Source organism: Mesorhizobium sp. M0140, from assembly GCF_040322475.1.
In the GTDB taxonomy this organism is placed as follows: Bacteria; Pseudomonadota; Alphaproteobacteria; order Rhizobiales; family Rhizobiaceae; genus Mesorhizobium.
The window spans coordinates 23,286-48,150 of the sequence record NZ_JAMYTM010000035.1; the positions used below are offsets into that span (position 1 = coordinate 23,286).

31 protein-coding genes and 2 pseudogenes are annotated in these 24,865 nt (G+C 58.5%); 16 read left to right on the top strand and 17 right to left on the bottom strand.

Annotated features, from left to right (window positions below; translation table 11 throughout):
* Positions 1-45 precede the first annotated feature (45 nt).
* The 5 genes from NKJ37_RS26745 to NKJ37_RS26765 form a co-directional block, all read right to left on the bottom strand.
* Positions 46-708 carry a TerC family protein gene (locus NKJ37_RS26745; protein ID WP_023811892.1) on the bottom strand — a complete coding sequence of 221 codons (663 nt, stop codon included), beginning with the start codon at positions 706-708 and terminating at the stop codon, positions 46-48.
* A gap of 179 nt (positions 709-887) precedes the next feature.
* Positions 888-1,295: a DUF930 domain-containing protein gene (locus NKJ37_RS26750; protein WP_352443142.1), complete on the bottom strand. Its 408-nt coding sequence runs from the start codon at positions 1,293-1,295 to the stop codon at positions 888-890.
* A 56-nt stretch (positions 1,296-1,351) separates the two neighbouring features.
* Positions 1,352-2,044 carry a DUF2161 domain-containing phosphodiesterase gene (locus NKJ37_RS26755; protein WP_352443141.1) on the bottom strand — a complete coding sequence of 231 codons (693 nt, stop codon included), beginning with the start codon at positions 2,042-2,044 and terminating at the stop codon, positions 1,352-1,354.
* A 102-nt stretch (positions 2,045-2,146) separates the two neighbouring features.
* Positions 2,147-2,941 (bottom strand): sterol desaturase family protein, encoded by a 795-nt coding sequence (locus NKJ37_RS26760; protein ID WP_352443140.1) that lies wholly within the window; start codon positions 2,939-2,941, stop codon positions 2,147-2,149.
* A gap of 188 nt (positions 2,942-3,129) precedes the next feature.
* The gene (locus NKJ37_RS26765) at positions 3,130-4,023 is read right to left on the bottom strand and encodes a LysR family transcriptional regulator (protein WP_352775708.1); all 894 of its coding nucleotides are present in this window, start codon (positions 4,021-4,023) and stop codon (positions 3,130-3,132) included.
* A 153-nt stretch (positions 4,024-4,176) separates the two neighbouring features.
* On the opposite strand from NKJ37_RS26765, the gene NKJ37_RS26770 reads away from it, so the two are divergent.
* Together NKJ37_RS26770 and NKJ37_RS32010 are read left to right on the top strand one after the other, a co-directional pair.
* The gene (locus tag NKJ37_RS26770) at positions 4,177-4,830 is read left to right on the top strand and encodes a hydrolase (RefSeq protein WP_352677260.1); all 654 of its coding nucleotides are present in this window, start codon (positions 4,177-4,179) and stop codon (positions 4,828-4,830) included.
* Between the two features lie 290 nt (positions 4,831-5,120).
* Positions 5,121-5,213, top strand: a pseudogene (locus NKJ37_RS32010) (transposase); the annotation flags it as partial.
* 336 nt (positions 5,214-5,549) lie between these two features.
* Here the strand turns inward: NKJ37_RS32010 and ku are convergent.
* Together ku and NKJ37_RS26780 are read right to left on the bottom strand one after the other, a co-directional pair.
* Positions 5,550-6,374, bottom strand: coding sequence for a non-homologous end joining protein Ku (ku, locus tag NKJ37_RS26775; RefSeq protein WP_127297173.1), 825 nt, complete (start codon positions 6,372-6,374; stop codon positions 5,550-5,552).
* A gap of 495 nt (positions 6,375-6,869) precedes the next feature.
* Positions 6,870-7,055 carry a hypothetical protein gene (locus tag NKJ37_RS26780; protein WP_352775712.1) on the bottom strand — a complete coding sequence of 62 codons (186 nt, stop codon included), beginning with the start codon at positions 7,053-7,055 and terminating at the stop codon, positions 6,870-6,872.
* A gap of 104 nt (positions 7,056-7,159) precedes the next feature.
* Between NKJ37_RS26780 and NKJ37_RS26785 the strand changes: the two genes are divergently transcribed.
* Positions 7,160-7,591 (top strand): hypothetical protein, encoded by a 432-nt coding sequence (locus tag NKJ37_RS26785; RefSeq protein ID WP_023811898.1) that lies wholly within the window; start codon positions 7,160-7,162, stop codon positions 7,589-7,591.
* A 267-nt stretch (positions 7,592-7,858) separates the two neighbouring features.
* Here NKJ37_RS26785 and NKJ37_RS26790 read toward each other — a convergent pair whose 3' ends face one another.
* Positions 7,859-8,359 (bottom strand): metallophosphoesterase family protein, encoded by a 501-nt coding sequence (locus NKJ37_RS26790; RefSeq protein WP_352442910.1) that lies wholly within the window; start codon positions 8,357-8,359, stop codon positions 7,859-7,861.
* Positions 8,360-8,398: 39 nt separating this feature from the next.
* Positions 8,399-8,575 carry a hypothetical protein gene (locus NKJ37_RS26795; protein WP_352775715.1) on the bottom strand — a complete coding sequence of 59 codons (177 nt, stop codon included), beginning with the start codon at positions 8,573-8,575 and terminating at the stop codon, positions 8,399-8,401.
* 564 nt (positions 8,576-9,139) lie between these two features.
* On the opposite strand from NKJ37_RS26795, the gene NKJ37_RS26800 reads away from it, so the two are divergent.
* From NKJ37_RS26800 to NKJ37_RS26810, 3 genes and pseudogenes are all read left to right on the top strand, one after another.
* Positions 9,140-9,448: a hypothetical protein gene (locus tag NKJ37_RS26800; RefSeq protein ID WP_023811900.1), complete on the top strand. Its 309-nt coding sequence runs from the start codon at positions 9,140-9,142 to the stop codon at positions 9,446-9,448.
* Positions 9,449-9,489: 41 nt separating this feature from the next.
* Positions 9,490-10,335, top strand: a complete 846-nt coding sequence (locus NKJ37_RS26805) for an SIR2 family NAD-dependent protein deacylase (RefSeq protein WP_050592710.1) — start codon at positions 9,490-9,492, stop codon at positions 10,333-10,335.
* A 49-nt stretch (positions 10,336-10,384) separates the two neighbouring features.
* Positions 10,385-10,537, top strand: a pseudogene (locus tag NKJ37_RS26810) (NADH-quinone oxidoreductase subunit D); the annotation flags it as partial.
* 116 nt (positions 10,538-10,653) lie between these two features.
* Here NKJ37_RS26810 and NKJ37_RS26815 read toward each other — a convergent pair.
* Complete coding sequence (locus NKJ37_RS26815; protein WP_023811902.1) at positions 10,654-11,163, bottom strand: ferritin-like domain-containing protein; 510 nt, start codon at positions 11,161-11,163, stop codon at positions 10,654-10,656.
* A gap of 729 nt (positions 11,164-11,892) precedes the next feature.
* On the opposite strand from NKJ37_RS26815, the gene NKJ37_RS26820 reads away from it, so the two are divergent.
* Positions 11,893-12,138 (top strand): hypothetical protein, encoded by a 246-nt coding sequence (locus NKJ37_RS26820; RefSeq protein ID WP_352775718.1) that lies wholly within the window; start codon positions 11,893-11,895, stop codon positions 12,136-12,138.
* A gap of 55 nt (positions 12,139-12,193) precedes the next feature.
* Here the strand turns inward: NKJ37_RS26820 and NKJ37_RS26825 are convergent, their stop codons facing one another.
* Positions 12,194-12,391, bottom strand: coding sequence for a hypothetical protein (locus tag NKJ37_RS26825; RefSeq protein ID WP_352775721.1), 198 nt, complete (start codon positions 12,389-12,391; stop codon positions 12,194-12,196).
* Between the two features lie 36 nt (positions 12,392-12,427).
* On the opposite strand from NKJ37_RS26825, the gene NKJ37_RS26830 reads away from it, so the two are divergent.
* The 5 genes from NKJ37_RS26830 (at position 12,428) to NKJ37_RS26850 (ending at position 16,137) form a co-directional block, all read left to right on the top strand.
* Entirely contained in the window at positions 12,428-13,825 is a 1,398-nt protein-coding gene (locus tag NKJ37_RS26830; RefSeq protein WP_352775724.1) for a cytochrome B6, read from the top strand.
* 54 nt (positions 13,826-13,879) lie between these two features.
* Positions 13,880-14,482, top strand: coding sequence for a DUF4142 domain-containing protein (locus NKJ37_RS26835; RefSeq protein WP_352775727.1), 603 nt, complete (start codon positions 13,880-13,882; stop codon positions 14,480-14,482).
* Between the two features lie 184 nt (positions 14,483-14,666).
* Complete coding sequence (locus NKJ37_RS26840; RefSeq protein ID WP_128305828.1) at positions 14,667-14,960, top strand: DUF768 domain-containing protein; 294 nt, start codon at positions 14,667-14,669, stop codon at positions 14,958-14,960.
* 745 nt (positions 14,961-15,705) lie between these two features.
* On the top strand, positions 15,706-15,906 hold the full coding sequence (locus tag NKJ37_RS26845) for a hypothetical protein (protein WP_128305827.1): 201 nt from the start codon (positions 15,706-15,708) through the stop codon (positions 15,904-15,906).
* Between the two features lie 9 nt (positions 15,907-15,915).
* Positions 15,916-16,137, top strand: coding sequence for a hypothetical protein (locus NKJ37_RS26850; RefSeq protein WP_081734899.1), 222 nt, complete (start codon positions 15,916-15,918; stop codon positions 16,135-16,137).
* A gap of 114 nt (positions 16,138-16,251) precedes the next feature.
* On the opposite strand, the gene NKJ37_RS26855 is transcribed toward NKJ37_RS26850, so the two are convergent.
* Together NKJ37_RS26855 and NKJ37_RS26860 are read right to left on the bottom strand one after the other, a co-directional pair.
* Positions 16,252-17,640 (bottom strand): phospholipase D-like domain-containing protein, encoded by a 1,389-nt coding sequence (locus NKJ37_RS26855; protein ID WP_352775730.1) that lies wholly within the window; start codon positions 17,638-17,640, stop codon positions 16,252-16,254.
* Complete coding sequence (locus NKJ37_RS26860; RefSeq protein ID WP_352721459.1) at positions 17,585-17,911, bottom strand: low affinity iron permease family protein; 327 nt, start codon at positions 17,909-17,911, stop codon at positions 17,585-17,587. Before NKJ37_RS26860 ends, NKJ37_RS26855 begins: the two co-directional genes overlap by 56 nt.
* Positions 17,912-18,421: 510 nt before the next feature.
* Here NKJ37_RS26860 and NKJ37_RS26865 point away from each other — a divergent pair.
* From NKJ37_RS26865 to NKJ37_RS26875, 3 genes are all read left to right on the top strand, one after another.
* Complete coding sequence (locus NKJ37_RS26865; RefSeq protein ID WP_127296096.1) at positions 18,422-18,670, top strand: hypothetical protein; 249 nt, start codon at positions 18,422-18,424, stop codon at positions 18,668-18,670.
* Positions 18,671-18,781: 111 nt separating this feature from the next.
* On the top strand, positions 18,782-19,066 hold the full coding sequence (locus NKJ37_RS26870; RefSeq protein ID WP_023811910.1) for a DUF6894 family protein: 285 nt from the start codon (positions 18,782-18,784) through the stop codon (positions 19,064-19,066).
* Positions 19,063-20,115 (top strand): NAD(P)/FAD-dependent oxidoreductase, encoded by a 1,053-nt coding sequence (locus NKJ37_RS26875; protein ID WP_352442904.1) that lies wholly within the window; start codon positions 19,063-19,065, stop codon positions 20,113-20,115. The genes NKJ37_RS26870 and NKJ37_RS26875 overlap by 4 nt, the downstream gene beginning before the upstream one ends.
* 681 nt (positions 20,116-20,796) lie before the next feature.
* Here the strand turns inward: NKJ37_RS26875 and NKJ37_RS26880 are convergent.
* The 4 genes from NKJ37_RS26880 to NKJ37_RS26895 all read right to left on the bottom strand — a co-directional run bounded on the left by NKJ37_RS26880 (position 20,797) and on the right by NKJ37_RS26895 (position 23,440).
* The gene (locus NKJ37_RS26880; RefSeq protein ID WP_352552161.1) at positions 20,797-21,039 is read right to left on the bottom strand and encodes a hypothetical protein; all 243 of its coding nucleotides are present in this window, start codon (positions 21,037-21,039) and stop codon (positions 20,797-20,799) included.
* 195 nt (positions 21,040-21,234) lie between these two features.
* Positions 21,235-21,471, bottom strand: coding sequence for a DUF6894 family protein (locus tag NKJ37_RS26885; protein ID WP_127296098.1), 237 nt, complete (start codon positions 21,469-21,471; stop codon positions 21,235-21,237).
* A 19-nt stretch (positions 21,472-21,490) separates the two neighbouring features.
* Positions 21,491-22,225 carry a Crp/Fnr family transcriptional regulator gene (locus NKJ37_RS26890; protein ID WP_352677659.1) on the bottom strand — a complete coding sequence of 245 codons (735 nt, stop codon included), beginning with the start codon at positions 22,223-22,225 and terminating at the stop codon, positions 21,491-21,493.
* Positions 22,226-22,564: 339 nt separating this feature from the next.
* Positions 22,565-23,440, bottom strand: a complete 876-nt coding sequence (locus tag NKJ37_RS26895; RefSeq protein WP_352775735.1) for an MBL fold metallo-hydrolase — start codon at positions 23,438-23,440, stop codon at positions 22,565-22,567.
* A 202-nt stretch (positions 23,441-23,642) separates the two neighbouring features.
* On the opposite strand from NKJ37_RS26895, the gene NKJ37_RS26900 reads away from it, so the two are divergent.
* On the top strand, positions 23,643-24,809 hold the full coding sequence (locus NKJ37_RS26900; protein ID WP_352775738.1) for a glycoside hydrolase family 26 protein: 1,167 nt from the start codon (positions 23,643-23,645) through the stop codon (positions 24,807-24,809).
* The last annotated feature ends 56 nt before the right edge of the window (positions 24,810-24,865 follow it).

Here is a 24,865-nt window from a genome sequence, read left to right on the forward strand (position 1 = left end):
GGCGGTCTTGCTTCCACTGAGTGAAGATGCCGATGTCCGCCAGCCTCAGCCGACCGCACCGTTTACATGCGGCCAGACCTCCACCGCGCCACGATAGACCATGTCCACAGCCACATAGAAAATGATCAGCAGGCCGACATAGGCAATCCAGCGGTGGCGATGCAGCAGCTTGGCAATGAAAGTCGCGGCCAGCCCCATCAGGGCGATCGACAACACAAGGCCGATGACCAGCACCGGAAAATGATCGCGCGCCGCTCCAGCCACCGCCAGCACGTTGTCGAGCGACATCGACACGTCGGCGACGACAATCTGCAAGGCAGCCTGGCCAAGGGTCTTGCGCTTCGTCTTGCCGGCGACCGCCTGGTCGCTGTTGAGGTCCGAATTCGACAGTGCCTCGGTCGCTTCCAATTCATCGGCATGCGACGTACGCAACTCGCGGTACATCTTCCAGCAGACCCACAGCAGCAGGATGCCGCCGGCGAGCAGCAGGCCGACGATCGCCAGCAGCTTGACGGTAATTGCGGCAAACCCGATGCGCAGCACCGTTGCCGCCACCACGCCGAGAAGAATCGCCTTCTTGCGTTGTTCGGCGGGCAAGCCGGCCGCGGCGAGGCCGATGACGATCGCATTGTCGCCGGCCAGCACGAGGTCGATGGCGATGACCTGCAGCAGGGCGGTCAGACTGGCAGCGCTGAAAAAAATGTCCATCGACAGGAAGCCCTTGCTGATTTTGCCGAGTGTTCGTCGATTATCCAGAGGCCCTAACTTGGTGGTCCCCTGGCGTCAAGGGATCACGCGTGGCTGCATCACCGAAGCAGCATTGCGTCAAGCCGGATCACGGCTTCGCGGCACTCGCGACAGCCAGGCAAACCATGGCAGATCACAAATCAATCGTAGAGATTGTACCTTGCCCAGTCGGCTTCTGGAATTTCGTCCCCGATCCGGTAGCGGAGCTGCAAAACTTCCATATGGTCCGGCGCGGTCTGGCACTTGAATTTCAGCCGGTACCACTGCCCCTTGCTGCGAAACGCAGCACCCGGGCTCTTGATTGCATCGGCACCCATCTCGGGCGTGGCGAAGGCGTAGGCGACGACGCGATCGGCTTTGAACTTGCGATCGTCATGGGTGATGCGGTCGAGCACTTCGGCGTCGCAACGCTGTTCAAGACGGGTTTGGGGATCGAGTTTCATCAGACCGGCGCGCAATGCATTGTCCATTGCGCTGGCTGGAAAACTCAGTGTCACTGACGCCAAGGCGGTCATGCAGAGCTTCTTCATGGGCGGGACAAGCAACACATTTTGTCGGAGAAATCAACCGAGCGGACCGCCGCGAGCGCCGCCGGAATCTTCAATCATATGGCCGGTGCGTTCAAAATTGCGTGTCGGGCGTGCGATGCCTGCGGCCAACGGACCAAAGAGGCACGGCCTGCATCCGTAAGATCGTAGAGGCCGCGGTCGACGCGCGCGAACCAGCCATAGACATTGTGCTGCAGTATCTTGGGCGCGATCGGCGTCACCGCCTTGAGATCACGCGGTCGCCTGGGTCCGTCCACCATGGCGGCAGCGCAGGCGAGGGCGCTTTGACGATAGGCCGTCATGATCGGATTGCGCGATCCTCCTCCGGCAACGGGATCGCCGCGACGGCGCTGGTGCTCGTCAACCAGACGAGAGCGCCGGCGGGCATTCTTGCGCGGCGCCAGCGCGATCGGGCTGAGAAGCACCTCGACCCGGTCCGTCGCGGTCACACCGAGCAGGCCGAAGCCAAGACGGCGGCAGAGATTGCGAAATCTGGCGTCGCTTTCGCGGCCCTTGCCGCGGGCCGACATGCGCGCGGCCAGCCACACCTCGTCGCAGGCCGCCGCGCGATCGACACCTTGCAGCACCAGTTCGAGATTGAACTGCAGCTTCAACTCGCAGATGACGACAACCGGCGGCTCCCCCTCGCGCAATGCAACAACATCGCAGCCGCCGATCTCGCCTTTGACGACGAAGTCGAGGCTTTCGAGGAACCGCTTCACCGGCGCATAGAGAGACGTCTCGTTCATGCCTCAGGGTTTAGCCGATTCGACGCGAAAAGCCTTCCCGTGGTTCGGCGTTCTACGGCCCGAAAGCGGATCGGGGTGGATACCGCACCGTCGGGCCAGCTGTCAGGCTTCGGTGTTCGGCACTGCTCGGTTCAGCTTCCTGCGGCGCAGGAGCGGATAGCCGATCTGACCGAAATAGGTGGAAGGGATCGGATCGTCGACGCCGTACTTGTCCGGCACCTTGTCGCCGGTGGGATTGTAGGTCCCGAACAGCATGTCGAGGAAAGGCAACTGCCCGGCGAAGTTCTTGTCATAGGCTTCGCGCTGGTTGGCATGGTGCCAGCGATGGAACTGCGGGCTGGCGATCAGCCACTTCAAGGGGCCGAACGGAATCCGCACGTTTGAATGCACAAGCAGCGTGTGTCCAAGGTAGATGGTCGAAAAGACGGCGATCGAGGCTTCCGAGAAGCCGAGGAAAAAGATCGGCGTCAGCGATATTGCCTTTGTGACGATGGCGTCGACGGGGTGATTGTGGAAGGCCCCGAGCCAGTCGAGTTCCTCAATGCCGTGGTGAACGGCATGGAACTTCCAAAGCGCGGGGATTTTGTGGAAGGCCCGATGTGTCCAGTAGACGCCGATATCGGTGATCACGATGATTTCGGCAACCTGCAGCCAGACGGGCTGGCCGCTGACGGCCTTCGTTATCGCCGGCGGGACCAGGAGCGCAGCGGCACCGAGCGCGCCTGCCGCCATCATGACGATGGCCAGCTTTATGATGAAGCCGTTGAACAGCAGATAGATCAGATCGACAGCGAAGCCCTTGCGGAAGATCTTCTGCGGCCGCTCGGCAAACAGATGTTCGAACGGAATGAAGATCAGCGCGCAGATCAACAGTGCCTTGATGCCGAAGATATCCATCGATTCGCCTCTGCTGCCGGCGCGCCGCCTGCTCCCTCGAGAAGAAACACATCTCCCTTTCCAAAGGCTAAAGGCTCTGTAAGGGCGCTGACGCACGGAACGTGCAAGCAATGTCGCCGAACGCAACGGCTCGGAGCAATGGGACCGTCGAACGCGGTTCTTTGACACGGCTTCGAACCGTTCGTGTCCTAGCCGTCAAGACCCCAAAGATCCGGGTTGCGTTTGAAATACTCAATCAGCATCTCGGTGAGCACGCGCACTTTCCGCGTAGGATGCTGCCCCGGCGGGCGTACGACATACGCAGCTCCCGGAGGTACCGGATAGCGTGTCATGATCGGGACCAGCGCGCCGGAGGCTACATATTCATGTGTAATGCAATCGGGGAGCCAGGCGATGCCGAGACCTGCCGCCGCCGTCGCGGCAAGCGCCGTGGCGCTGTCGGCCTTGAACCTGCCCTGCGGCTGGACCGTAACAATCTTGTCGCCATCCATGAACTGCCAGGCTTCCGTTCCCTGCATGAGGGCCTGATGGGTGACGAGTTCGTCCGGAGTCTCGGGTGACGCGTGCGCTTTGATGTAATCCGGGCTCGCGACAAGCTTTCCATGGATAGGCCCGACGCGCTTCGCGATCAGGTTGGAGTCCTGAAGGTAGGCGCCCCGGATCGCGCAATCGAAACCCTCTGCGATGAGATCGACGAAGCGATCGCTATAAGAAGTATGGATGTGAAGCTTCGGGTGCAGACGCGCCATTTCCGCGAGCACGGGAGCAAAATGGGTCGCGCCGAAAGTAAGCGGCATGGCAACCCTCAGGCGGCCGCGCAACTCACCGGTGGGGAGGATCGCTTCCCTGGCCGTATCAATCTCGGCGCTGGCTCGGGCCGCATGGTCTCTGAACGTGATTCCCGCTTCTGTGAGCGCGGCACCGCGGGTCGTTCGTGCAAGAAGCTGGACGCCAAGCTCCGCCTCAACCCGAAAGAGCCTGCGACTGACGATTGATTTGGAGACGCCGAGCCGGCGCGCGGCGGCCGATACGCCCCCGGCATCGGCCACTACGACGAATGTCTGTAGATCCTCGATATCCAATTCGGCGTTCCTCGTTTCGCGACACAGCTTGCCTGATTATGGCACTATCGCATCACCAAAAGGAACAGCAAATTGCGTTCAGGCAACGTCGCCCGCTGGCGCATGTCTCCCGGAAAACCCACGCCGTCCAGGCGGCAGAGAGAGGAAGTTCTTATGACCTTTCGTAACGGCCTTGATTCACTTCTTCGCCCCGAGGATTCGGTCCTCGTTCTGATCGACCACCAGCCCTACCAGCTCTCGAACCTGAACAGCCACGATCCGCATGCAGTGGTCAACAACTCGACGGCCTTGGCAAAGGTCGCAAAGGCCTTCGGCGTTCCCACCATCCTGACCAGCGTCGTTGCCGATCGGGGCGGCCTGATCTTCCCCCACATCACCGACGTATTTCCCGGCCAGGAGGTCATCGACCGGACGTTCATCAACACCTGGGAAGACAGGAAGGTCGTGAACGCGGTCAAGGCGACCGGCCGCAGGCAGCTCATCATCGCCGGCCTGTGGACCGAGATCTGCGTCGCCATGCCGGTTATCCAGGCGTTGGGCGAAGGCTGGGACGTCACGGTCATCGCCGACGCCTCGGGCGGCACGTCGGTCGAAGCGCACGAGGTCGCCATCCAACGCATGATCGCGGCCGGCGCAAACATGATGACCTGGCTGGCGCTGGCATCGGAGTGGCAGCGCGACTGGGCGCGTACCGAGCACGTCGGCGAGCTGACGGAAGTGCTCAAGCAGCACGCCGCTGGCAGCGGCATCGCGTACCTCTGGGAGCAGCAACTGCTCAACACGCCTGTGCCGAGCACCGCCGGCTGAACTGGGCGGGGCGACGAAAGCGTTGAGCGATCCAGCGCCAACATGCTGAGCCGGGTCACCCCCGCCCACAAGACGAGCCGCCTGAATGCAGGGCGGCCGGCCGTCATCAACGATCACTTCCTCCATCCATTGGCCGCGACTACAGTCGGCGCAGCCTGGCTATCTATCGCCTCATTGAAAGGACCATGGAGATGTTCGGCGGAGCGCTTCCGAGAAGAAATGGACGTCATCTATCCAAACTTCAAAGTCAGCCTGACGCAACAGGGCGCTCGTGATCGATGACCTCGCAGCTCGGATATATCGACTTGGAACAGAGGACCTTGCAACCAATCGACAACCCGCTGGGCACGAGGTTGTCATCATGTCTTCGGTGCAAACCGTAACCTATGTGTCCGGAATGGACCTGAGCGGGATGGCGGAGGAAGTGGGATTCGATTCTTGCCTCCGATCCAAGCAAATCAAGAAATCTAAGAATCGATTGTTACACAGCATGTTACGCGCCAGTCAGACGGTGCGGACACGAGCGCGGCTCTTCCCGAAAATGCTAGTGGTGAATCTGTCTAGAGCGAGGCAACGGAGCAGTGCACGGTGCCGTTTGCGAAGGCCCTGAGGAAATGATCGTGGAGAAAGGCCGCCTTCAGGATCAGCTAGACGCGCTCAAGGCTCCGCTTCTCGGCAAGCGATATGGATGAGCAACGAACGAGTGCCGGTTCCAGCACCTAAGCTGATTTGCGGCTATTGGCCTTTGGCCGATCTTGGCCGATCCCTTCCTTGGCGAGGCTCTTTCGAAGAACTGAGGCCAAGTCGACCACGTTCTCCTTGGGTTTCGGTACCGGTTTCGGGGGTTTTTTGCCCTTGCGCTTGGCGTCAATCATGGCAATCAACGCGTCCTCGTAGGTGTCCTCGAATTTCGAAGGATCGAACTTTGTCACCTTCTTGTCGATGAGAAGCCCCGCGATTTCGAGCAAATCCGAATCATATTTTGCGCTCTTCACATCGTCGAAGACGGTGTCTTCCGATGTCATCTCATTGTGGGTCCGTAGCTCGGTCAGCAACATCCCTTTTCCAAGGGGCTGTATCAACACTTCGCGCCCGCGCTGATAGAGTACGACGCAGGAGCGTGCCGCAACGCGCTTCTTGGCCATCGCATCGCGCAGGACGGCAAAGGCCTCCAGGGAGGCACCGTCTGCCGGGATCAAGTAATATGGTTTCTCCAGAAAACGTGTGTCGATCTCGGCAACCGGAACAAAGGAATCGACGTCAAGTGTATGCTGCGACGTAAGCTTCAGTTTCTTTAACTCGTCCGGCTCGACGTGGATGAAATCATCCTTGTCCGCCTCATACCCTTTGATCTGATCCTCGGCTTCGACAACGTCGCCAGTCTCTTCATCGACATAGGCGCTTTTGACGGGTAAACCGTCCTTGCGGTTCAAAATCTTGAAGTGGATCTTGGATGCCTCGCTTGTGGCACCCACTATCTTCACCCCGCATGACACGGAACCGACCCTCAGAAAGCCCTTCCAGACCGCGCGTGGCGCCACCATGCCGTTTCTCCTAGACGTCGATCCGGCACAACGTCAGGCACACGGTTCTGTTCCTCAACGTTGGCAGTACCCTCGCCAATGTTAGTTATTCTTCACGGTAGTCCAGCAGCTTTGCATGGCGCAGTTTCTTCGCCCTTCAGAAAAACTTGACCCGGCCGACCAAGCCTGGCTTGGTCCTCTCGGCCTTGTCTTTCTTTAAGCCCTTCGGCACGGGACGCCGATCTTGCCCTGCACGCGCTCCGACAGGCTGTTGAATATGCCCAGCAGCAGGTTGATAGGCCGGCTCGATGTAGGTCCAGTTTTGGGCTTATGCGAATGTCCGCAAAGCGCCCTCATTCCTGTCGTTTGGGTTGTGTGTTTGCCGGCCTGGAAGCGGACATCGATTTTGTCAGAAATGGCGGACGCGCCGAACCGCGAAGCAGGTCTTTCTTTTGGTTGGCTCAAGCTACGTGGAAGGGGCGCCTTGTCGGCCTTGTGCCTGTCTCAAGATCCAATTCACTGGATTACAGTGGCCTCCATGCCGATGAAATGAAACGCCAACCCCAAAGTTCCATAAGGCGTTACTAATTTAAATTGTTGTTGTGGGCGGGTGGCGAGCTGTTCGTTCTGAACGGCTTCGGTCTGATTTGGGATGAGATATCGTTTCGCGCGCCGGCGGAGCAATGCGCTGTTTTTTGTCATTTCGCAATCCATGTCGGGCAAGTGGCCGCCTTACCGGCTCTTGTCAGTGCGTAGGCGCGCGATAGTTTTTGTGGGGAAGGGACTTCGATCAAAAGGAGCCGACGATGGAACACCAAACTCTAAGTCAATTGCAGACAATTGCAGAAGTAGAACCCCTCTCGACATACCCGATCATGACCCGGCAACAGCGTATTGAGCGCTGGGCAGAGTTGCTGGCACAACATCCCGAGCGACGCCTGAGAGCCCTTACCGGCACTGAGTATCTGAAGCGGGAAGCCCGCGACGCAGCACGCGGTGAGGGCTCGCCAATTACAGTGGCCTTCGAGGACCCGCTACTGCGTGCGTTAGGCCTGAAGGATGACACCTATGGGGAAGCAAAGCGCTTCTTCGAACTGTCTGACGGTGAGTTGCATGACATCGTCTGCAGTTGCCATGTCGGAACCACGTTCAGAGGGCAGTGGGCTGCCGCTAGAGTCCGCCGGTCGATTGGAGGGAACAGGTTTCTTAAGTGGCTTAGAGAGAGAATGTGGCACTGAGATCGCCAAGGACGGCGATTGAAGCTCGTTTCAAGCGAGGTGGATGAACGATTGGGCGCCAGTGGCGCGCCGCCGGGGTGACGACGGGGGTCGGCGCCTGTCCCAAAGGTTGTGACGGCTGTGCAGACGGGTGGGGCGCTCCTCGGTCCGGTTTACTCGCGGTGCGTTCCAGGCAAGGCTGCAATACCCCAGGGGCAGGATTTCTGGATTCCTGTTTGCGGCTAGCATCACCACGTAAAGACGTCGATCGTTCGAACATCTGCTGCGCTAACCTCGGCGGCGCCGCCTGGCCTGTATGGCAGCAAAAGTGACTGGGCGAAAATCCCAGGCGTCTACGCCGACGTCGTGCTGGCGCGTCATCGGCTTCAGCCGGCCATGAGAATGGCCGTGCAGGTTTATCGATTTCTTGCCGATCTGGTTCCAGGTGCGGAACGGGTAGTGGCAAAGAACCAAGAAACGGCCCTCGACAGTCAGCTCCTTGTAGTGTTGCACGCTAGCCCAAGCCGAAGCGCGGAGCGTTACCACGCCGTCGTTGTTGCCGATGATGAGGTGCTTGGTGCCGTGGAGGCAGGACAGCAGCGAAGACACTGTCTCGGCCGATCCCCTGGCAAAGTCGCCGAGGTGCCAAACCTCGTCGTTTGGAGCAACAGTCTCGTTCCAAAGTTCAGTCAGTGCCTGGTCATGCGCCGCCAATGAACTGAAGGGGCGGGGGTCGAGCCGCAAAATGCGGGGATCGTTGAAATGCGTGTCGGAGGTGAAGAAGATCATGCGCCGCCGCTGGCTGAGACGAGCGCTCGACGAACGCTTCTAAGTTCGCTTGCCGGAGTGCCTTTTGGGTCCATCATCGATCCTGATTTGGGCTTTCCTGAACATCTTGAGTGCCTCTTCCTTGGTGAGGCCGCACTTGCGCGCAAAGTAGAGCGCTTCGATCGCTTTTTCACGATCCGCCGTGGCTTCTGTGTGCTGTTTGGGCTTTTTACCCATCGTTCTCTATCACCTTTGATGCCACCGAACCATCACCGTGCCGGGTTGTTCCCTCCATCGGATCTGCTGACCTGCCGAGCGCGGCAGCCTGATGTCGCCGATAAAACGAGATCCCGAGACCTTAGCAGGCATCAGCCTGGTCGTTTCTATATGGCTCTATATGGCCCATCTGGGAGGCACAGTCGGAGCTCTAAAGTTGCCGAACGCCTTGCAGACGGTTGCTTTTGGCTAGAGCGGGACGCGGCTGGCATCTTCTGCCGAAGGCGGCTCGCGCTCGCGGAGGAACCATGTAACGCGCTTGTTGAATCGTAGTCTGAAGACCAAACCTCGATCACCTCGTGCACCCGACGGTAGTGCCATGGCGATCCGGAACCTCGAGGCATGTGGAGAGTTGTCCAGCAGCCCAGCGGAGATCCAAGCCATGGCGCCACCAGATGCCAATCCCGGCGCCGCCGCGCAGCCAAAACGCTCTGGCAAGCGACAACCCCATCACCGGCACGGCACAAGGCCTCCGGAGCAGGATTATCTATCGACGGGCTTCCAACGATATGAAGGACATGGCCCATGAACGTCGCCAACCTGCAATTGGAAGGTTTGCTCATGGCGGTCGCGGCCGTCAATAACGCCTTGGTCCGCAGAGGCCTTCTCTCGGTCGATGATATCGACACGGCGTTGAAAAACGCCGAAGCCTCGTTCACGGTTGATGAGCGCCTCTTCGAGGATATGTCGCCTGCTAACCGCGACGCAGTGTGTTTCCCTTTGCGTCTTTTGCGGCTGGCTAACACCAAGCAGTTCGAAGCGAGTGTGCCACCGTTTTCCGAGCTGGCCAGGCAGGTGGGGATCACCAAGCAGCCTAACAACGACCAGATGTGAGGGAGGAAGGTCGACCTGCGCGGGTGGCCTCAAAAGACTTGATGAACGATGACCCTGTAGATTCGCTCGCCAACGCAATTCGCCATCGCAGCGCAATTCTGTTTGTTGGGGCAGGGGTGTCGATCAGTGTTGGACTACCCTCCTGGGAGAAGCTGATAGAGCGAATGGCAAAGGAGCTCGGCGTCGACGACGAATTTTCCACGCGACGCGATCGTTTTCAAACCCTGGCCGAGTACTATCGGATCAAGCATGGCAGCATCGGGCCACTTCGCAGTTGGATGGACAGAAACTGGTCCGTCCCCAAGGACCGGATCGAGAAATCCGAGTTGCATCGTCTCATCGTGAGGCTCGACTTCCCTGTCATCTACACAACTAATTATGACCGGAACCTAGAACTGGCTTATGAGATATACGGCCGGGACTACGTGAAAGTGGCCAATGCACGCGATGTAGCGCAGGCCCGCCAAGGCGTTACCCACATCGTCAAGTTCCATGGTGATTTCGACGAGGATTCGTCCCTCGTCCTCACCGAAACGGACTACCTCGATCGCCTGTCCTTCAATTCTCCGCTGGACGTGCGTTTTCGCTCGGATGCACTCGGCAGCACGATCCTCTTCATTGGCTATAGCCTTTCCGACCCAAATATTCGGTTGCTGTTGCACCGTCTCTGGCAGACGTGGCATCGGTCCGGCTATGAGAAAGATCGCCCGCCCTCGTTCATCCTCATGACCAGCCGAAACCCTGTGGAGGAGGCCGTTCTTGGGCGTTGGGGCATTTCGGTCGTCGTCGGCGAAATCGACGAGCCGCAAGCTGCTTTGATGGACTTCCTCAGCCGGCTGGCGGAGATGGTTGGGGATGGGGAAGTGTCGCAAAACAGCGAGCAATAGGAACTATCGGGGTAAACGGCAGTTCGGCGAGCTCTCAAGAAACGGCCGCATAGCAGAGAGCTCCGTCCGGAATTTCAATGTTCAATTCCGGCCCTCAACATCTTGCCGCACATGACGTGCTTCGCCTGGCTCTTGAGTTAGATGGAGATGTCCTTGGCTCGACCTGCATGTCGGGATGCTAAATCGCGGCACGGAGAAACTGACGAAAACTGCCTTTCCTTCGAAGTGCCTTTCACACCGGTAACGCCTCAACCTCAATGCGCGTTGCGCCGAGCTCGGCGCAACGCGCGATCTCTTATTCGGCAAATGACCGACCGATCAACGCTTGGCGTTCTCACTCTCCGAGTCGGTCCGCGCGAGGAACTGTTCGGTTGTCGCTGGAATATGGCTTTTCAGCCAGTCCGCCATCGCGACTTCCTCACGCAGGTTCTCTTCGCAGACCTGGGCGACCTCTGCTTCACCCAGAGATTTGGCAGCGGCGATAAGGATTGTGTAGGAGGCGATTTCCATGTGCTCGAACGTGTAGCTTGCAAGCGATCCTTTCATCACTTCGTCACCGGCGAAGACCCCGCTGAGCGACTGCGCCATTGCCGTCAGCTTGCCGCCGGCATCCTTCAATGTGGAAGATCCTTGTCCGATGCGGTCGAGACAGGTTTCCAGCCGAGCAGCCTGCTGTCTGGTCTCCTGGACGTGCTGGCGAATCCGGTCGCTGAGCTCAGGATAGTTCTCAATTCGGTTCAGCTGCCCATTCAACATGGTCTCGGCCTGCTCCTCCATAGCGTGAGCATCCCTGAGCCATTGGACAAGCCATTCGCGCGATTCTGACATTTTTCATTCTCCTTCACGGGTCGGCCAGAACTTTCAAAAGGAGATATTGTTCCTCATCGGTTGAGCTGCGGCCTCGGCCTGTATCGCGAGCCTTTTGCTGGTCGGCGCTGGATTCAGGCTCCTGGACCTCGGGCGATGGGCATTGCCGCGGCGCTGAAACGCATTCTGCAGAATGACCGAAGCTGTTGCCGTCACCGCGTTCGGCGATGGGTATCTCTAGAGTTTCGTGTCGGCTCGTATTCTGCTGCCACGCTGCCATGTGTCAGGCTAAGCTCTGTCTTGCCCGAGCTGGCCGGCATTTACCGTTTGTCTTGCGAAACAGCCCGTTGGCTCAGCGAGGCCCCGGGTTCACCAGCGGAGATCTTGTTTTCACGATGGAACGTCACGGGAGATCTATTCACGATGGAACGTCACGGCGTTTCGCAGGTTGGTAATGGAATTTCGCAGCCAAGGAAACGGGCCATGACTTCTTCAGACAATTCTTCAGTTGGCATATCACCCCGCCCCGAAAAATCGGAAAAATCGGGCGGCAGGACCCCGCCAAAGCAGGCGACACCTTCACCGGCCGCAGAGAAAACCTCTGGAGCAGGTCCTGCGATCGCCGAGCGTTCGAAAGACGCCAAGGCGCCCAGAGGCGGTCGTCAGCCTGGGGCTTATGTCAAGGATTAGACGGCCGAGCTGCGTTGAGTTTCGGCTGGCCGCTACAGTCGAAGCGAGGAGGAGGTTCTTATGCAGATGATGGAAATTGTCGTCAGCCGAGACCAGGCACCGGTCGTGGAATTCCGCGGGGAGGGAGGCGAGTGGATTACAGTCACCCTGCAGGCCGGGCATAGTCTTCCCGACGACGAACTCATCGCAAAGGCCAAGGCTATGATGGTTCAGGTCGCTCAGTTCGGGATGGACCAGGTCAAAAGCGCAGTCACGTCTGATGGGTCGCCAACCGATGAGGTTATTCAATCCGAACTGTCGGGATAGAATAGCTTCGCAGGGTTACAGGGCACCAGTCGATCGGCGGGCGTGCAGTCATCAGCTAGAAAATGGCGAGATCGCGGGCAATAGTTCGAGCAGCACAATCGTGGTCCGCGTTCAGCCACGCAGATCGGCGCATTTCCAAAACAGCGACACCGGTGATCACCGAGAAGCCGAGCGTGGGACGATCATGCGTTGCGTTGTCCAGTCGGCGGCTGATCGGCTTTTTCCAAAGCTCGGGAACAAAGCTGGCGCGCACTGGTTGGGGTCAAATTCAACGCTGTGGGGAGGAGATATGTCGCGTATCTTCAATCTTGGTTTGCCAGTCCTGCTTGGGGCTGCGACATTCGCGCTCAATGTTGCTTCGGACCCGCTGCCGCCGGATTTGACGTATCGTCCATTGCCAAGCTTGCCTTTTTCCGCGGTCAAGAAGACTGACGAAGCGCAAAAACCGGCAGTGACACAACGGCAAAGCGGCCTGCTTGAGAGACGTTACGATCTGGCTGACCGGCCGATGCGGGGCGTCATGATGTCGGGCGGGCGCAAAGCTGTGCAAGAAGGCTCGCGAGTGAAACTGCCGGCAGGCGAAACCTGGAGCAGCCTGGCAGCGAAAACTCCTCAGGAAATTCGTGATCGTGGTCTGTTGCCGCAAGGTTTCCTGCCGTTGCCGCACGTCAAGCAGGCCACTGGAGGTCAGGTCTTTCCTGAAAGTCAGATAAGAGAGATCGGCGCTGATGAAGGACGGGATCTGCGTCGCTTCGATGTCGATTTCGACCTGCCGGATTATCTTACGCCGGAATTTCCACCTCCAATATTTCTCACCACGCACCCGGAGCTTGGCGATGTGTCGCGAGGTGATCTGCTGACGATACGCAACTTCTATGAATACATGAACGGCATCATCACGCCCGTGCAGATGGAAGGGCTTCGTCTGCTGCTGACGCCATTTCCGCAGGAGGAATTCAATCAGACCGAGGACAGGAAGGTAGCGATGCAAAGCACGGGTGTGGCGTGCCTCGATTGCCATTCCAATTTCCACACCAACGCGGCGTTTCACCTCACTCCGGACGTGCGGCCGCAAGCCGAGCGCTTCCGGCTCGACACAACCAGTCTGCGCGGCTTGTTCAACCAGCAGATCCACGGGTCCAAACGCTCGCTGCGTTCCGTGGAGGACTTTACGGAATTCGAACAGCGCACCGCCTATTTCAACGGCGATCACGTGAGCGCCACCCGCAAGGGCGTGAATCTGCCGGATCGGCCCAACCAGGTTGCGATGATGGCGCAGATGCAGAACATCGTCGATTTTCCGCCGGCACCGAAGCTCGATCCGTTCGGACGACTTGACCCGGCTGCCGCCAATGCGCTGGAGATCAAGGGCGAGCAGGTGTTCATGGGAAAGGGCCGCTGCGGCGAATGTCATGTTCCAAGTCTGTCCTTCATGGACAACAACATGCACGATCTGAAGCTTGAGCGATTCTACAAAGTTGGCCAGACGTTCAACGATCAGGTTGCCATACCGGATGGACCGATCAAGACCTTCACGTTGCGCGGGATCAAGGATTCTCCTCCCTATCTTCATGACGGCCGCCTAATGACGCTGGGCGATACCGTAGAGTTCTTCAACCTGGTGCTCGGAACGAAGCTCGACCAATCGGAAAAGGATGCATTGGTGGCCTATCTGCTCACGCTCTAGAACACCGGGGAAACCGCGGCCGAAGGGTTAATTCGGTACTGAATGGAGGACATCATGCGTGCTGCCGTAATGACAGTAGCCCTGGCATTGTCGCCCTGCTGTGCGCTGGCGCAAATCGGCAATCCAGCCGGCCTTGCTCCCGATACGAGTATGGAGAAGCCTGGAGTTCCAGCACCGCATCAGACGAATTATCAGGATCGGCTTTTCGCCCAGCTGATTATGGTAGGCGGCAGGTCCGAGATAGAGCTAGGTCGGCTCGCGGCTGGAAAGACAAGTCACGATGGGGTTCGGGAATTTGCAAATCGGATGGTCGATGATCACGACAAGGCCAATGAGCAGCTGAAATCCGTGGCAGATAAAAGCAAAATTCCACTTCCCGAAGGGCTCGACCCAGATCACAAAAAAATCCGTTCCGATCTCGAAAAACTCGACGGCACCGCGTTTGAGCTGGCTTACCTGGGAGCGCAGATCGTCGATCACCAAAAGACGGCGCAACTCCTGGCTTGGGAGATAGGCTCGGGCGAGGATGCAGCGGTTCAGCGCTTCGCCTCCGAAAAGCTGCCGACGGTGCTGGAACATCTTGACCTGGCCCGCGCATTGCACGCGAAGCTGGCGGGGCAGGCCCTGTTTGCGCCGGATGCGCAAAAGACCAAATGAAGCGGCCGGTCCATGTGAACCCCTGAAAGTTCAGGCTGTCTTCCATGAATGTCAGCGCACGAGCGTCTGTTCGTAAGATGATCAGCCAAGCCTATCCTGAGCATAGCCCTTGCTGATTGGGAAAGTGACGGCATGGCGGAACTTCGGATCGCCGCCGCGCTTAACCCGGCGGAGGAGTTATCAGATGAACGCGACCAAAGAATTTTTTGAAAACTGGCTGCAGGAGAATGTCGGCACTCTGGCTGGCGAAGAGGAAGTCAGCTTCGCCGTGCTGGCCCAGCAATTCGAGCAGGATGCCGAAGCGGCCGGTTATGGTCGCGAGGTGCGTGAGGACGAGCTTGGAAACATTGAAGATGCGATCGAGCAAGCGCTAAAGAATGCCGGAACTGGGGTGCATGGTGGCGTCGACGGAGAAGCCAGCGATGTGGCAGCCGTCATGGATGCGCTGGAGGTCGAAGATGCCAAAAGCGGGCCATAGGTTTTATCAGGTTAGCTCTATTCGTTTGTCGAAGTTGTCGGGGTAGCCCTATGGAGCAGTTTCGCAAGGACATGGCCGCCTTGGCAGAGCCGGCTTTCTGGGTGTCGATAGGTTTGCTTCTTGTCCCGTATGCGCTTGGAACCGTGCTCCTCGTCTGGACCTGCGGCTGCCTGTAAGGTTGACTGCAGACACACCCGGTAGTGGTTCAACGACCCTAGCGCCGAATTCCCTGCAATGCCGAGCTTATGCGTTTCCGCGGGATCCCTTGCTGCAGCAAAGTCTGAACCATCGCGTCGCGAGGAAAGTTCATCGTAGACACCTGCGGCATCACGCCGTTTGGACAACCTAAAGACCGACAACGTGTTCCAAGCGTGAAATCAGCTATGAACCTGCCTCGAGCAGTCCCGCTGCTCATTCGCGCACCTGCAAGGTGGGTCGTTATCAATCGCTGGACGCGAGTTGGCAAACGACGCCAGGCCCGGATCGCATGCCTTGGGATCCGCCGCTGCATCCGAAAATAGCCCAGCAGCTTGCGAGCTGCCTGGGAACACTTCCGCCATTTCGAAGTTGGGCCCGCATAGGAGAACCGAGATGGCCATCCCACGAGCGGACAACGACAACCACCTGCGCAAGAAGCCGGCTCATGCAGGCAAAAGCTCCGCCAAGAGGACGATAGACCAAGTTAGAGCACGACCCGGGTACAAAATGGCACTGCGGGCGACAAGAATTAAGGCGAGGCGCTGAGATGCCGCGGACCAATGATGACGGTCGCAACGAGAAGACCACATCGGCTGCAGCACTCATTGTCGACAAGGAACGTGCTGAGCGCGCCGCCAAGACGGCGCGATTGAAGGAAGCGCGCCTCGCACAAGCCGTCACGCGCGGTCCCATCGAACGCAAGCCACGTGTCACCAAAAAGTTTCGCAGGATTTCTGTTGCTGGCTAGGAGGTGTCCGTGACTCGCAATCACGACAAGGAAAGATACGACCGCGCCAAGCGTATCAGCCAAGAGATGCTGGACGCTGAACGAGCGGAACGGGCCGAGAAGACGGCGCGGCTGAGACAAGCAAGGCTTGCACAGCATCTGGTGGAGACGTCGCCGGCGCAACCGCAAATTCATCGCAAATCCATCCAGGCTCTCAAAAAGAGAAGCCGTAAGGTGATTGAAGTATTTTAGGCTCTCCACATCCGTGCAGAACCACGGCACGGCGTTTAACTTCGACCGAGAGCGTCTATCAATACCAATGGCGAGCAATTGCGGGGACTTTGCATCTCCGCACCCTCGCTATTATTAAAGCTGGGAGCGAAACCTGCTCGCAAAGTAGTCGGTGACCTTTTCGCTTAGCGGACGAGCTTGCCATTCTTCCACACTGACCTGCCTTGATCGTTTCAGGTCCTCGTTGAAAACGTCTATTTGCGTCCGCGCGAATTCCATGCCGTAGACATTCAGAGTGGCCTCATCGTTGAGGCGCAAGGAACGCTCATCCAAATTAGCCGAGCCAAAGCTCACCCAGACATCGTCGACGATCAAAAGCTTCGGATGGTACATTGTGGGTTGGAACTCAAAGATGCGCACACCGGCCTTGAGCAATTCGCCCCAGAAGTAACGTGAACCCTTTCGCACTATAGGCACGTCCGTCAGCCAATTGGGAACGATGACATCGACCGAGACGCCTCGCCTCCTTGCATCAAGAATCTGCTGCAGGGCTATGTCGTCCGGCACGAAGTAGGCCATGCCGATGCGCAGATGATCCTTGGCCGCGGCTATTGCCGCCAACATCATCAACTCCATGTTCTCCGAGCCGTTTGGCTGCGAAGAAAGTACTAGCTGGGCATCGAGCCCACCAGCGGGCGCAACTGCAGGGTAGAACTTCGCGCCCTGCAATGTCTCGCCGGTCATCTCAAGCCAGTTTTCGGCGAACGCCGCCTGGAATGCGGCCACGGCGGGTCCTTCGATCCGGTAATGCGTGTCGCGCCATTCATTTGAGTTGCGTGAGTTCCCGCGCCAATTATCGGCAATGCCGACCCCGCCAGTGAAAGCAACCCGGCCATCGACGATCAGCAGCTTGCGATGAGTTCGGTTGTTTACACGGTCCAACGTATACCAGCGTAGCGGCCGATAGCGTTCGAACCTCACACCGGCCGTGGTCATGATGTGGATCAAGTCCTCGTCGAAGGGAAGGCTGCCAACCCCGTCGACGTTCACGCGGACTTCGACGCCTTCGCTGGCCTTGGCCGCCAATGCGATCGCGAACTCGTAGCCGATGGCTCCCGACCAATAAATATATGTCTCGATGTCGACGCTGGATCGAGCCGCCCCGATTGCTTGCAGCATTGACGGAAATATTTCGTCCCCGTTGATGAGAGTTTGGACCGCATTGGAACCGAACATCTGCCCTTGCGAATAGCTGCTCATCGTCTTGGAAAATTGGGGATCCGTAGCGTCGAACCGATGGGGAACGATTGATCGTAGAACGCGCGACTCTGGAGTGAGATTTATGATCAACACCGTGAGCAGGCTGGCGATGGTGGCAATGGCCAGATAGATGAGCACCTTTCGCCAAAGCTCAATACCGGAGGTCTTCTTGCGGGCGCCTGACGCAACGGAACCGAAAGGCTGCACGTCAATCGCCCCGCTGCCGGCGATGGCGATGTTTTTCGATCTCCTCGGGCTCTTCATCGTCGATCCGCGTGATGTTTGAAGCCGCGTGATCTGACCGCAGAATCTCGTCAAGCTTGGCGTGGATCGCTTGAGTGTCGCGGTGCTCCGCGCGCTGGATGAACAGCGTCATCGCCCAAGTAAACAATGTAGCGGCTCCATGCCAATCCAAGCTCTGTCGCTCGAAAATCATCCAAAGGATTGCATAGGCCAGCAACACCAGGAACGCTGCGGGACGGGAAGTCAATGTGCCGATTGAGGTAAGGGCGCTCGTGACCGGATGATTTGCCATTCCAAAGAACTCGCGGCAGTGCCCCTGGTTCCGCGGGGCATTATATCCCCCCGCCATGAATCAACAAAAGGTACAGTTGAGCAGCGCGCGCTTTCCAGGTGTCCTGCGTCGGCCCTCCCACATGCCATCCGGCATCGAGAACGGTCTTGATTTGGATAGTCTCGCCAAGCGTTCGGTTCAGCAAACGCTCATATCGGCGACGAGGCGATTTGGATTCAGCCGCTTCGGCACCTGCGGTTGCGCTTGGTAAATTCTGCTGCACGTTGTGCCCCATCAATCGCGCCGCGAAGAGTTATAGTCGCTGGAGTATAGGGCTTCGCCGTCTACACCCTTGCGAAGGTTAAGCGATGAATGGGCGGTGGGCGATCTTCACGCATGAACAACGGCCGAGTGCATCATAGTTTAATGACAGCTGGTGGGCTGTGCCGCATAAAGCCGTGGTCCGCGGCTGTGTAACGGGTTTCGCTGCTTGGAGCGACTATCGCACTCTCGCCCGTTTGGAGGAGCCTGATGCTTAACCGACCCATCCGCATGAACACAGAAGCTCTCTACCCCAGTGACCTGAATATCCTTCGCGCGGCATTTGACGCGCTGTGCCAGGAATTTGCCATTTTGCCTGACACGGCGGCGGCCTATGCCGTCGCAAGAGAGTTGATCAGGCTGTTCCAAACAGGAATGACGGAAGCGGCCACGCTGATGATTGCCGTGCGCGCACGTTGGCGGGACGATTGGGAGATGGGACGCAGCAACGCTGCCTGACGTTGGATGGTCATGCGAACACCACCCGCTGCATCCTTTTCGACACCGCCGCGTTGACCGTCAAACCTGCCAGAAATGGCCGATCCGCTGGCACACCGACTGGAGCAACCGATGCCGAAATTTCGCTTCGAGTTTATCGAAGGCATGTCGCAGCCTGCAATCTTCGCCGATATGGCTGATCGAGATGAGGCTGTCAGGGAGGCGAAGCGCGCTGCCAAAGAGGCCATGCTCGACGGAATTGTCGACGGCGTGGACCCGACCAGTTGGGTGACGAAGGTTTACGATGAGGCAGGCTATCTCGTCGCCACTGTCGGATTCCAGGATCTGGTCGCTGCGCCCAAGGATACGGAAGAGTTCAAGGAAACAGAGGAGCCTGGCGTCTTGCGGTCGGGTTGAAGCCTGGTGTCTACGCTGTCGCCGTCGAGCCAGATGTCTCGAAAACCGCCCTTGGAACATCGCACGAACCAAATCGTTCGCCGGTGATGCGCCGAACCATGCACGATAGCCACGTCAGTCGACCGGCCGCCGAGACCGAAGATGTCCTGATCGTCGGAGGCGGGCCGGCAGGACTCACCGCCGCTCAATATCTGGCCCGTTTTCGCCATCGCGTGCTGGTGATCGATGCCGGCGATCCTCGTGCCGCCTTGATCCCAACGAGCCATAACTGTCCTGGCTTTCCCGAAGGGATAAGTGGAGCCGATATTCTGGATCGCCTCCGACGTCACGCCACCTTGTATGGAGCCACTCTGGTTGGAGGGCAGGTCTATTCCCTCGCCCCTGCCCATGGGGGGTTCGTCACTGAGACCTCGATTGGCGCAATCCGGACACGCAAGGTGTTTTTGGCGACAGGGATCACCGACACGACACCCGTCATTCCGCGTCTACGCGAGGCAATTGCCGCAGGTGTCATTCGACTCTGCCCGGTATGCGATGGGTATGAGGCGATCGACCAGAAGATTGCGGTCGTCGGGCACGACGTGAGAGCCTTGAAAGAGGCCATTTTTCTCAGTCGGTTTACACCGCTCATAACGATGCTTGGGAGCGACGCATCCGACTTTTCGCTCAGCACTCGTCGTGCGGCGAGGGCAAGAGGCATAGTCATCGGTGACGCTCTCGACACGCTCTGTCCGGCAGCAGACGGCTGCGAGGCGATTTTGAAAGATGGGACGTCAGACCGCTTCGATGCCATTTATCTGGCACTGGGGTGCAAGGTACGTTCTCAACTCGCCGAGGCCGTTGGCGCAAGATGTTGTAAAGACGGCTATGTCACAGTCGACGAGCATCAGCAGACTTCCATCCACGGCATGTACGCCATCGGTGACGTTGTCAAAGCGTTGAACCAGATAGCCGTCGCTTTTGGACAGGCTGCCATTGCCGCGTCGCATGCCCATAGAGAGTTGGAGAGCGCTGAGCGGACTGGATTTGCAGATCAGCCTTCTCAATGAACATGAGACCACGCGGCTGATCGGGATGTCGGCCGCTTGACGGCGCGTCGGAACGTCTCAACCCCGGCCGACAAGAAGTTGCCGCGCCCTGCAATCGCAGCAGATGATCTCGCCAACAGTTACAGCCGCGGAACATTCACTGCGGCACGAGGTTTGGCTGCAGGCCTACAATCCTCCCTCATTGTCTGGGCCTTGAGGCTGCCGAAGCAGCTTCGGCCCGTCTCGGCTTTGTCCGGGGCGGGCTTTCCATCTAGGAAGAGGCTTTCCGGATGTAGTTGAGGCAGATCACGCGTAGACCGATAAAAGGCCGTTGCGAGCGGACGCCATTTTGTTTGCCTCGTGAGAATACGTGGAACATTCTTTCTCGTCCAGCGTTAGCGCGCGCCGGACGACCTGTTCTGCGATTCTTGCTGGCCGGCATCAGAGGTTGCAACCATAGCTTCAGCCTCGGCCCCTCTCGAGACGGGCGGCGCGCGGAGTTGAGATGCGATGCATAGAGACGCCTTCACGCCATCAGAAGTTGCCCTACTCAGTCGCGTCTTCGCACGCAGCAAAATCAAAAACGAAACCGCAACCGAGAGGGAACGCCGCGCATCACGTATTCTGGCCTACTACCAAGCGGGGATCACGGATGAGGATGAGCTAGAACAGCTTTCTCGCCAACCGCTGGGAAGGTGACGATTAGTCTTCCTTCTTCAGAGCTTCCGCCTCATCTTTGAGCTTCGGCCAATCGGCGCCGTGCTTGCGAAGCAGCGTTCGGGCCTGCTTGGGATCAATGTCCGTGAGCTCGACCAGATGTTCGACCTCAAGTTCCTGGCCTTTCGCTACCCGGCTTGCTTCGTTCGCTTTTCGTTGCACTTCGACACCCACTGCTGAGACAACATGAACGAGCGCCGAGAGTGCGCGTTCCAGAACTTTATACAAAAAATACGCGACACCGGTTGGGCCGTATGGGACGGGCTATGCCCTTCTGGCTGTGCCTTGCCGATTTCTTCCATGTGGGCCCGCCCCGACTTGTCGTCGGTCGCAAATCGCGGCGGCATCTTCGTCCGACTGTCCGACCACGCGGCGTGTGCCGGCGCTCGGCAGCTTTTCGACGCAGCAAGTCCGGTGCGCACGTCACCTCATCAACTTGATCTGAAGCGAGATGCTCAGCCTCAGAATCCTGTCGCCGTTTTCGTTCCGCACTTCAACAAACACTTGCTGCCCGTCCACCTCAGTGAGTGCATCTCTCGTAAGGTCGATAAGGCCCTCGAAGCCCACGCGGCGCACCTCCTCCAAACCGGCACATTCGATGCCGATTTGGTCCTCGAAGACCAGATCGTGATCGCCACTATCAAAGAAAAATCGTGCCATGCGAGAGCATCCGTCACCACTAAACTGCAGGGTTTCTTTGGTGCAGGTAGGTCGTGTCGAAATCACCTGCATGAGTGAGGCCAAGCCAATCCAGAACATGCACTCTTGATCCTGTGGTGGCGATGAGGCCTCTACGTCGAAGTTCCTGAAGCATTCGGTTGACGTGGACTGTGGACAAGCCCAATGCATCGCCAAGGGCTGCCTGGGTAATGGGAAGATCCGCGACGTGATCCTGGATGCGTCCAACCGAGCGCAAGCGAAAAATCAATTCGCACAATATGTGAGCCATGCGCGTGTATGCCTCGCGTCTTCCCACATTAGTGACCCATTCCCTGTAAATAGCTGCATCGATCAGGGTCGACCGCCAAAAAGCCGTCGCGATTCGAGGATGCTGTTCGCAAACGGCGCGAAGAGCGTCATGTCGTATGAAGCCCAGTCTAGCTGCTGTGAGGGTCGTAAAATTGCAATCCATGACCGACAGATGCAGTCCGTGCAGATCCGGAATATCCCCAGCCACAAAGAAGGATGTAATCTGCCGTTTGCCGTCGCCGGTAAGTTTGGTGGAACCGAGCAGGCCATCCAAAACGACAAACGAACTGACAGGACGGTCCCCCTCACGCACCAGGTCGTAGTTGGGCAAAAAATCCTTCTCCTGGATCGGGATGCTCTTCAAAACGTCGATGTCGGTCTGTCGAACATCCGAGATGCTCAGGAGTTTGCGGATAAGTACATCCGAGGATGAGGTGGGAGACAAATTGGCTACCTAGCTTATGTTATTTATCGAACTTGCAATCGCGCTGAAAGTTCCGTGACATTACAGAGCGGCGGCGGAGAACGGGCCCGGTTCGGCGGGTGATTGGACCGCCGCACAATCGAACCCGCAGTTATGCCGCCCATAGGGGAGCCTGCGGAGCCACGCATTAACCTATGACATGGGCTGTGTTCGAAATTGTCGCTGAGATAACCATTGGCGCCAATTCGGCAAGGCTTTGACGTCCGCAACGGAACATATGCCCCAACTGGCGCTACGAGGTTGTTCCGCCGAGACAATCTGCAAGCACCTTGGAGCGGCAATACAGCTCCTGGCGCTCCGCTAAGCTCCGCTATTTGAAACAGTGGCTGGCTCACGCACGAACTTCATCCGCGGCGGCACGGCGAATGCCGTGAACCGCTCAGCCAGTCTGTCGAGGGCTTGGCGCATGCCAACTCCCGCAGCTGGCGCTCCGTGTCCGCTGATCACCATCTGCGGCTTCAGCGCAGCCAGTTGTTTCACGGATTTTTCCGCCGCATCCCAATCCGGTGTGAAGTAGCGCGGTGGACCATGCATCTCCAAGTCCTGAACGGCGACTTCATAGACCGACTCCTGACCCGTGGTGATGAAGGCGTCCCCAGCGATCAGCGAGCGGTCTTCTTCGCGCCAGAGAGAGACATGCCCCGGCGCATGCCCGGGCGTGTGCAGCCAGCGCCATCCGGGCATGCCGGGGACCGATCCGTCGGCCGGCAAGAGTTGCAGGCGATCTCCGAGATCGATTGGGCCACGAGGAAAGAGTGGCGAAAGCAGCGCTATCAGGCCGCCCCCCACCCAAGGATCAGGCGGTGGATAGGACCCGGTTCCGCCCAAATAGGGACGCTCGAGCGGGTGCGCGAAAACGGGCGCATCCCATGTGCCGGCCAGATCCACAACCGCTCCCACATGGTCGAAATGGCCATGGGTCAAGATGATCGCGGCGGGCCGCGCGCCGGATCCAAAGCGCTTTTCCGCGACCGCCAGGATGCTGCTTCGCGACGTCGGCAAACCCGTATCGATCAGGACCCAGTTTCGATCTCCGCTGCCGGGAGCGCCGAAGAACACGACATTCACGATTGCCAGCCGCAAATAGGCCAAATCCGGCGCGATGCTCCAGACGCCGTCGCCACGATCCTCGCGCCTGGCATGGTCGATGTCGGAAAGTCGAATCTGAACGGTCATGCTGTTCCCTGCCTCCGTTGTAACCGCCGGACAATCGATGACGGCTCGGTCCCGAACTTGCCTCGGCGCACCTTGTTCCCTGGCTGCTGTCTGCTCACCGGCTCGGTGGGCTCGATCGGGGAACAAAGGCTCGACCATCCGGGTTTGGCCCTCGGATACCCTGGACGATGATGCAGCATCGCAAATGAGAAGGGATTGCCGCATGAGCGAAGCAGCACAAAGCGATAGCGATGGCTTGACTTCGATTGCGGGCACGTCGCCGTTCGCCAATTTTTTCATGGCTGGCTTTGAGTGCTCGTCGCACCGGCGCAAGGACGGCGTTCGCCTCGATCTTATCCGCGCGACGTCGCATTATTTGCATGCCCTGGGCGACTACCGCGGTTGCGCCGAACTCGGTCTTCGTACCGTCCGCGACGGGTTGCGCTGGCACCTCATCGAAACCGCTCCTGGAACCTATGACTGGTCGAGTTGGACGCCGATGGTCGAAGCAGCGCAATCGGCAGGTGTCCAGGTCATCTGGGACATCTTCCACTACGGATCTCCAGACCACGTTGATCAGGGGTCGACGCATTTCATCGATGCCTATGCCTCGTTCGCCGCGGAAGCTGTGAGGGTTCATCGTACAATCGCCGGTACAGCGCCTCTGTTGTGTCCGATCAACGAAATTTCGTTTTTCGCCTGGGCTGTTGAGGTTGGCTATTTCCCGCGCGTCGGCCCGAAAAAGCGGGGATGGTTCAAGCGGCACCTCGTGAAAGCTGCAATAGCTGGCGTTCGCGCGATGCGGGAGGTCGATCCCGCTTGCAGATTTGTCTGGGCCGAGCCGCTTATCCACATTGCTCCTCGGGACCGAACGCGGACCGAGCGGCGCCGGGCCGAAAATGCCCGTCTCGGACAGTTCGAAGCTTACGACATGCTGCTGGGCCGGGCAGAACCTGAGCTGGGTGGGAGCGAAGAAGTTGTCGATGTCGTTGGCCTGAATTTCTACCCACACAATCAGTGGTACCTAAACGGGCCGACGATTCCGATGGGGCATCACGAGTACCGTGCCCTATCGGAGATGCTGATTGAGGTCGCGCGTCGATACGGCAAGCCGATGTTCATCGCCGAGACCGGCTCCGAAGGATCGGGCGGGGCGGCTTGGCTCCATTATGTCTGCGACGAGGTGCGTGCCGCAATCGGTCTCGAAGCGCCGATCGAAGGTATTTGCCTATACCCGATAACCGCCTATCCGGGCTGGGACAATTCGCGGCATGCGGAAGTGGGATTGTTTTCGGTCATCCAGGCGAACGGCAGCCGACATGTCCGCACGCCCATCGCGGATGAATTGGCCCGCCAGCAAACTTTGTTCGCGGCGAACCCGACGCGTTAAATACATGAGCGGCACAAGGGACTGTTGCGAGCGCTGTTGGCGCCGCGTTGCCAAGC

Bases quoted from the DNA above. Each gene is read 5' to 3' on its own strand.
- NKJ37_RS26745 (WP_023811892.1), bottom strand. From the start codon at position 708: ATGGACATTTTTTTCAGCGCTGCCAGTCTGACCGCCCTGCTGCAGGTC.
- NKJ37_RS26755 (WP_352443141.1), bottom strand. From the start codon at position 2,044: ATGAACGAGACGTCTCTCTATGCGCCGGTGAAGCGGTTCCTCGAAAGC.
- NKJ37_RS26760 (WP_352443140.1), bottom strand. From the start codon at position 2,941: ATGGATATCTTCGGCATCAAGGCACTGTTGATCTGCGCGCTGATCTTC.
- NKJ37_RS26770 (WP_352677260.1), top strand. From the start codon at position 4,177: ATGACCTTTCGTAACGGCCTTGATTCACTTCTTCGCCCCGAGGATTCG.
- ku (WP_127297173.1), bottom strand. From the start codon at position 6,374: ATGGTGGCGCCACGCGCGGTCTGGAAGGGCTTTCTGAGGGTCGGTTCC.
- NKJ37_RS26780 (WP_352775712.1), bottom strand. From the start codon at position 7,055: ATGACAAAAAACAGCGCATTGCTCCGCCGGCGCGCGAAACGATATCTC.
- NKJ37_RS26785 (WP_023811898.1), top strand. From the start codon at position 7,160: ATGGAACACCAAACTCTAAGTCAATTGCAGACAATTGCAGAAGTAGAA.
- NKJ37_RS26790 (WP_352442910.1), bottom strand. From the start codon at position 8,359: ATGATCTTCTTCACCTCCGACACGCATTTCAACGATCCCCGCATTTTG.
- NKJ37_RS26795 (WP_352775715.1), bottom strand. From the start codon at position 8,575: ATGGGTAAAAAGCCCAAACAGCACACAGAAGCCACGGCGGATCGTGAA.
- NKJ37_RS26800 (WP_023811900.1), top strand. From the start codon at position 9,140: ATGAACGTCGCCAACCTGCAATTGGAAGGTTTGCTCATGGCGGTCGCG.
- NKJ37_RS26805 (WP_050592710.1), top strand. From the start codon at position 9,490: ATGAACGATGACCCTGTAGATTCGCTCGCCAACGCAATTCGCCATCGC.
- NKJ37_RS26815 (WP_023811902.1), bottom strand. From the start codon at position 11,163: ATGTCAGAATCGCGCGAATGGCTTGTCCAATGGCTCAGGGATGCTCAC.
- NKJ37_RS26820 (WP_352775718.1), top strand. From the start codon at position 11,893: ATGCAGATGATGGAAATTGTCGTCAGCCGAGACCAGGCACCGGTCGTG.
- NKJ37_RS26830 (WP_352775724.1), top strand. From the start codon at position 12,428: ATGTCGCGTATCTTCAATCTTGGTTTGCCAGTCCTGCTTGGGGCTGCG.
- NKJ37_RS26835 (WP_352775727.1), top strand. From the start codon at position 13,880: ATGCGTGCTGCCGTAATGACAGTAGCCCTGGCATTGTCGCCCTGCTGT.
- NKJ37_RS26840 (WP_128305828.1), top strand. From the start codon at position 14,667: ATGAACGCGACCAAAGAATTTTTTGAAAACTGGCTGCAGGAGAATGTC.
- NKJ37_RS26845 (WP_128305827.1), top strand. From the start codon at position 15,706: ATGCCGCGGACCAATGATGACGGTCGCAACGAGAAGACCACATCGGCT.
- NKJ37_RS26855 (WP_352775730.1), bottom strand. From the start codon at position 17,640: ATGAAGAGCCCGAGGAGATCGAAAAACATCGCCATCGCCGGCAGCGGG.
- NKJ37_RS26860 (WP_352721459.1), bottom strand. From the start codon at position 17,911: ATGGCAAATCATCCGGTCACGAGCGCCCTTACCTCAATCGGCACATTG.
- NKJ37_RS26865 (WP_127296096.1), top strand. From the start codon at position 18,422: ATGCTTAACCGACCCATCCGCATGAACACAGAAGCTCTCTACCCCAGT.
- NKJ37_RS26870 (WP_023811910.1), top strand. From the start codon at position 18,782: ATGCCGAAATTTCGCTTCGAGTTTATCGAAGGCATGTCGCAGCCTGCA.
- NKJ37_RS26885 (WP_127296098.1), bottom strand. From the start codon at position 21,471: ATGGCACGATTTTTCTTTGATAGTGGCGATCACGATCTGGTCTTCGAG.
- NKJ37_RS26895 (WP_352775735.1), bottom strand. From the start codon at position 23,440: ATGACCGTTCAGATTCGACTTTCCGACATCGACCATGCCAGGCGCGAG.
- NKJ37_RS26900 (WP_352775738.1), top strand. From the start codon at position 23,643: ATGAGCGAAGCAGCACAAAGCGATAGCGATGGCTTGACTTCGATTGCG.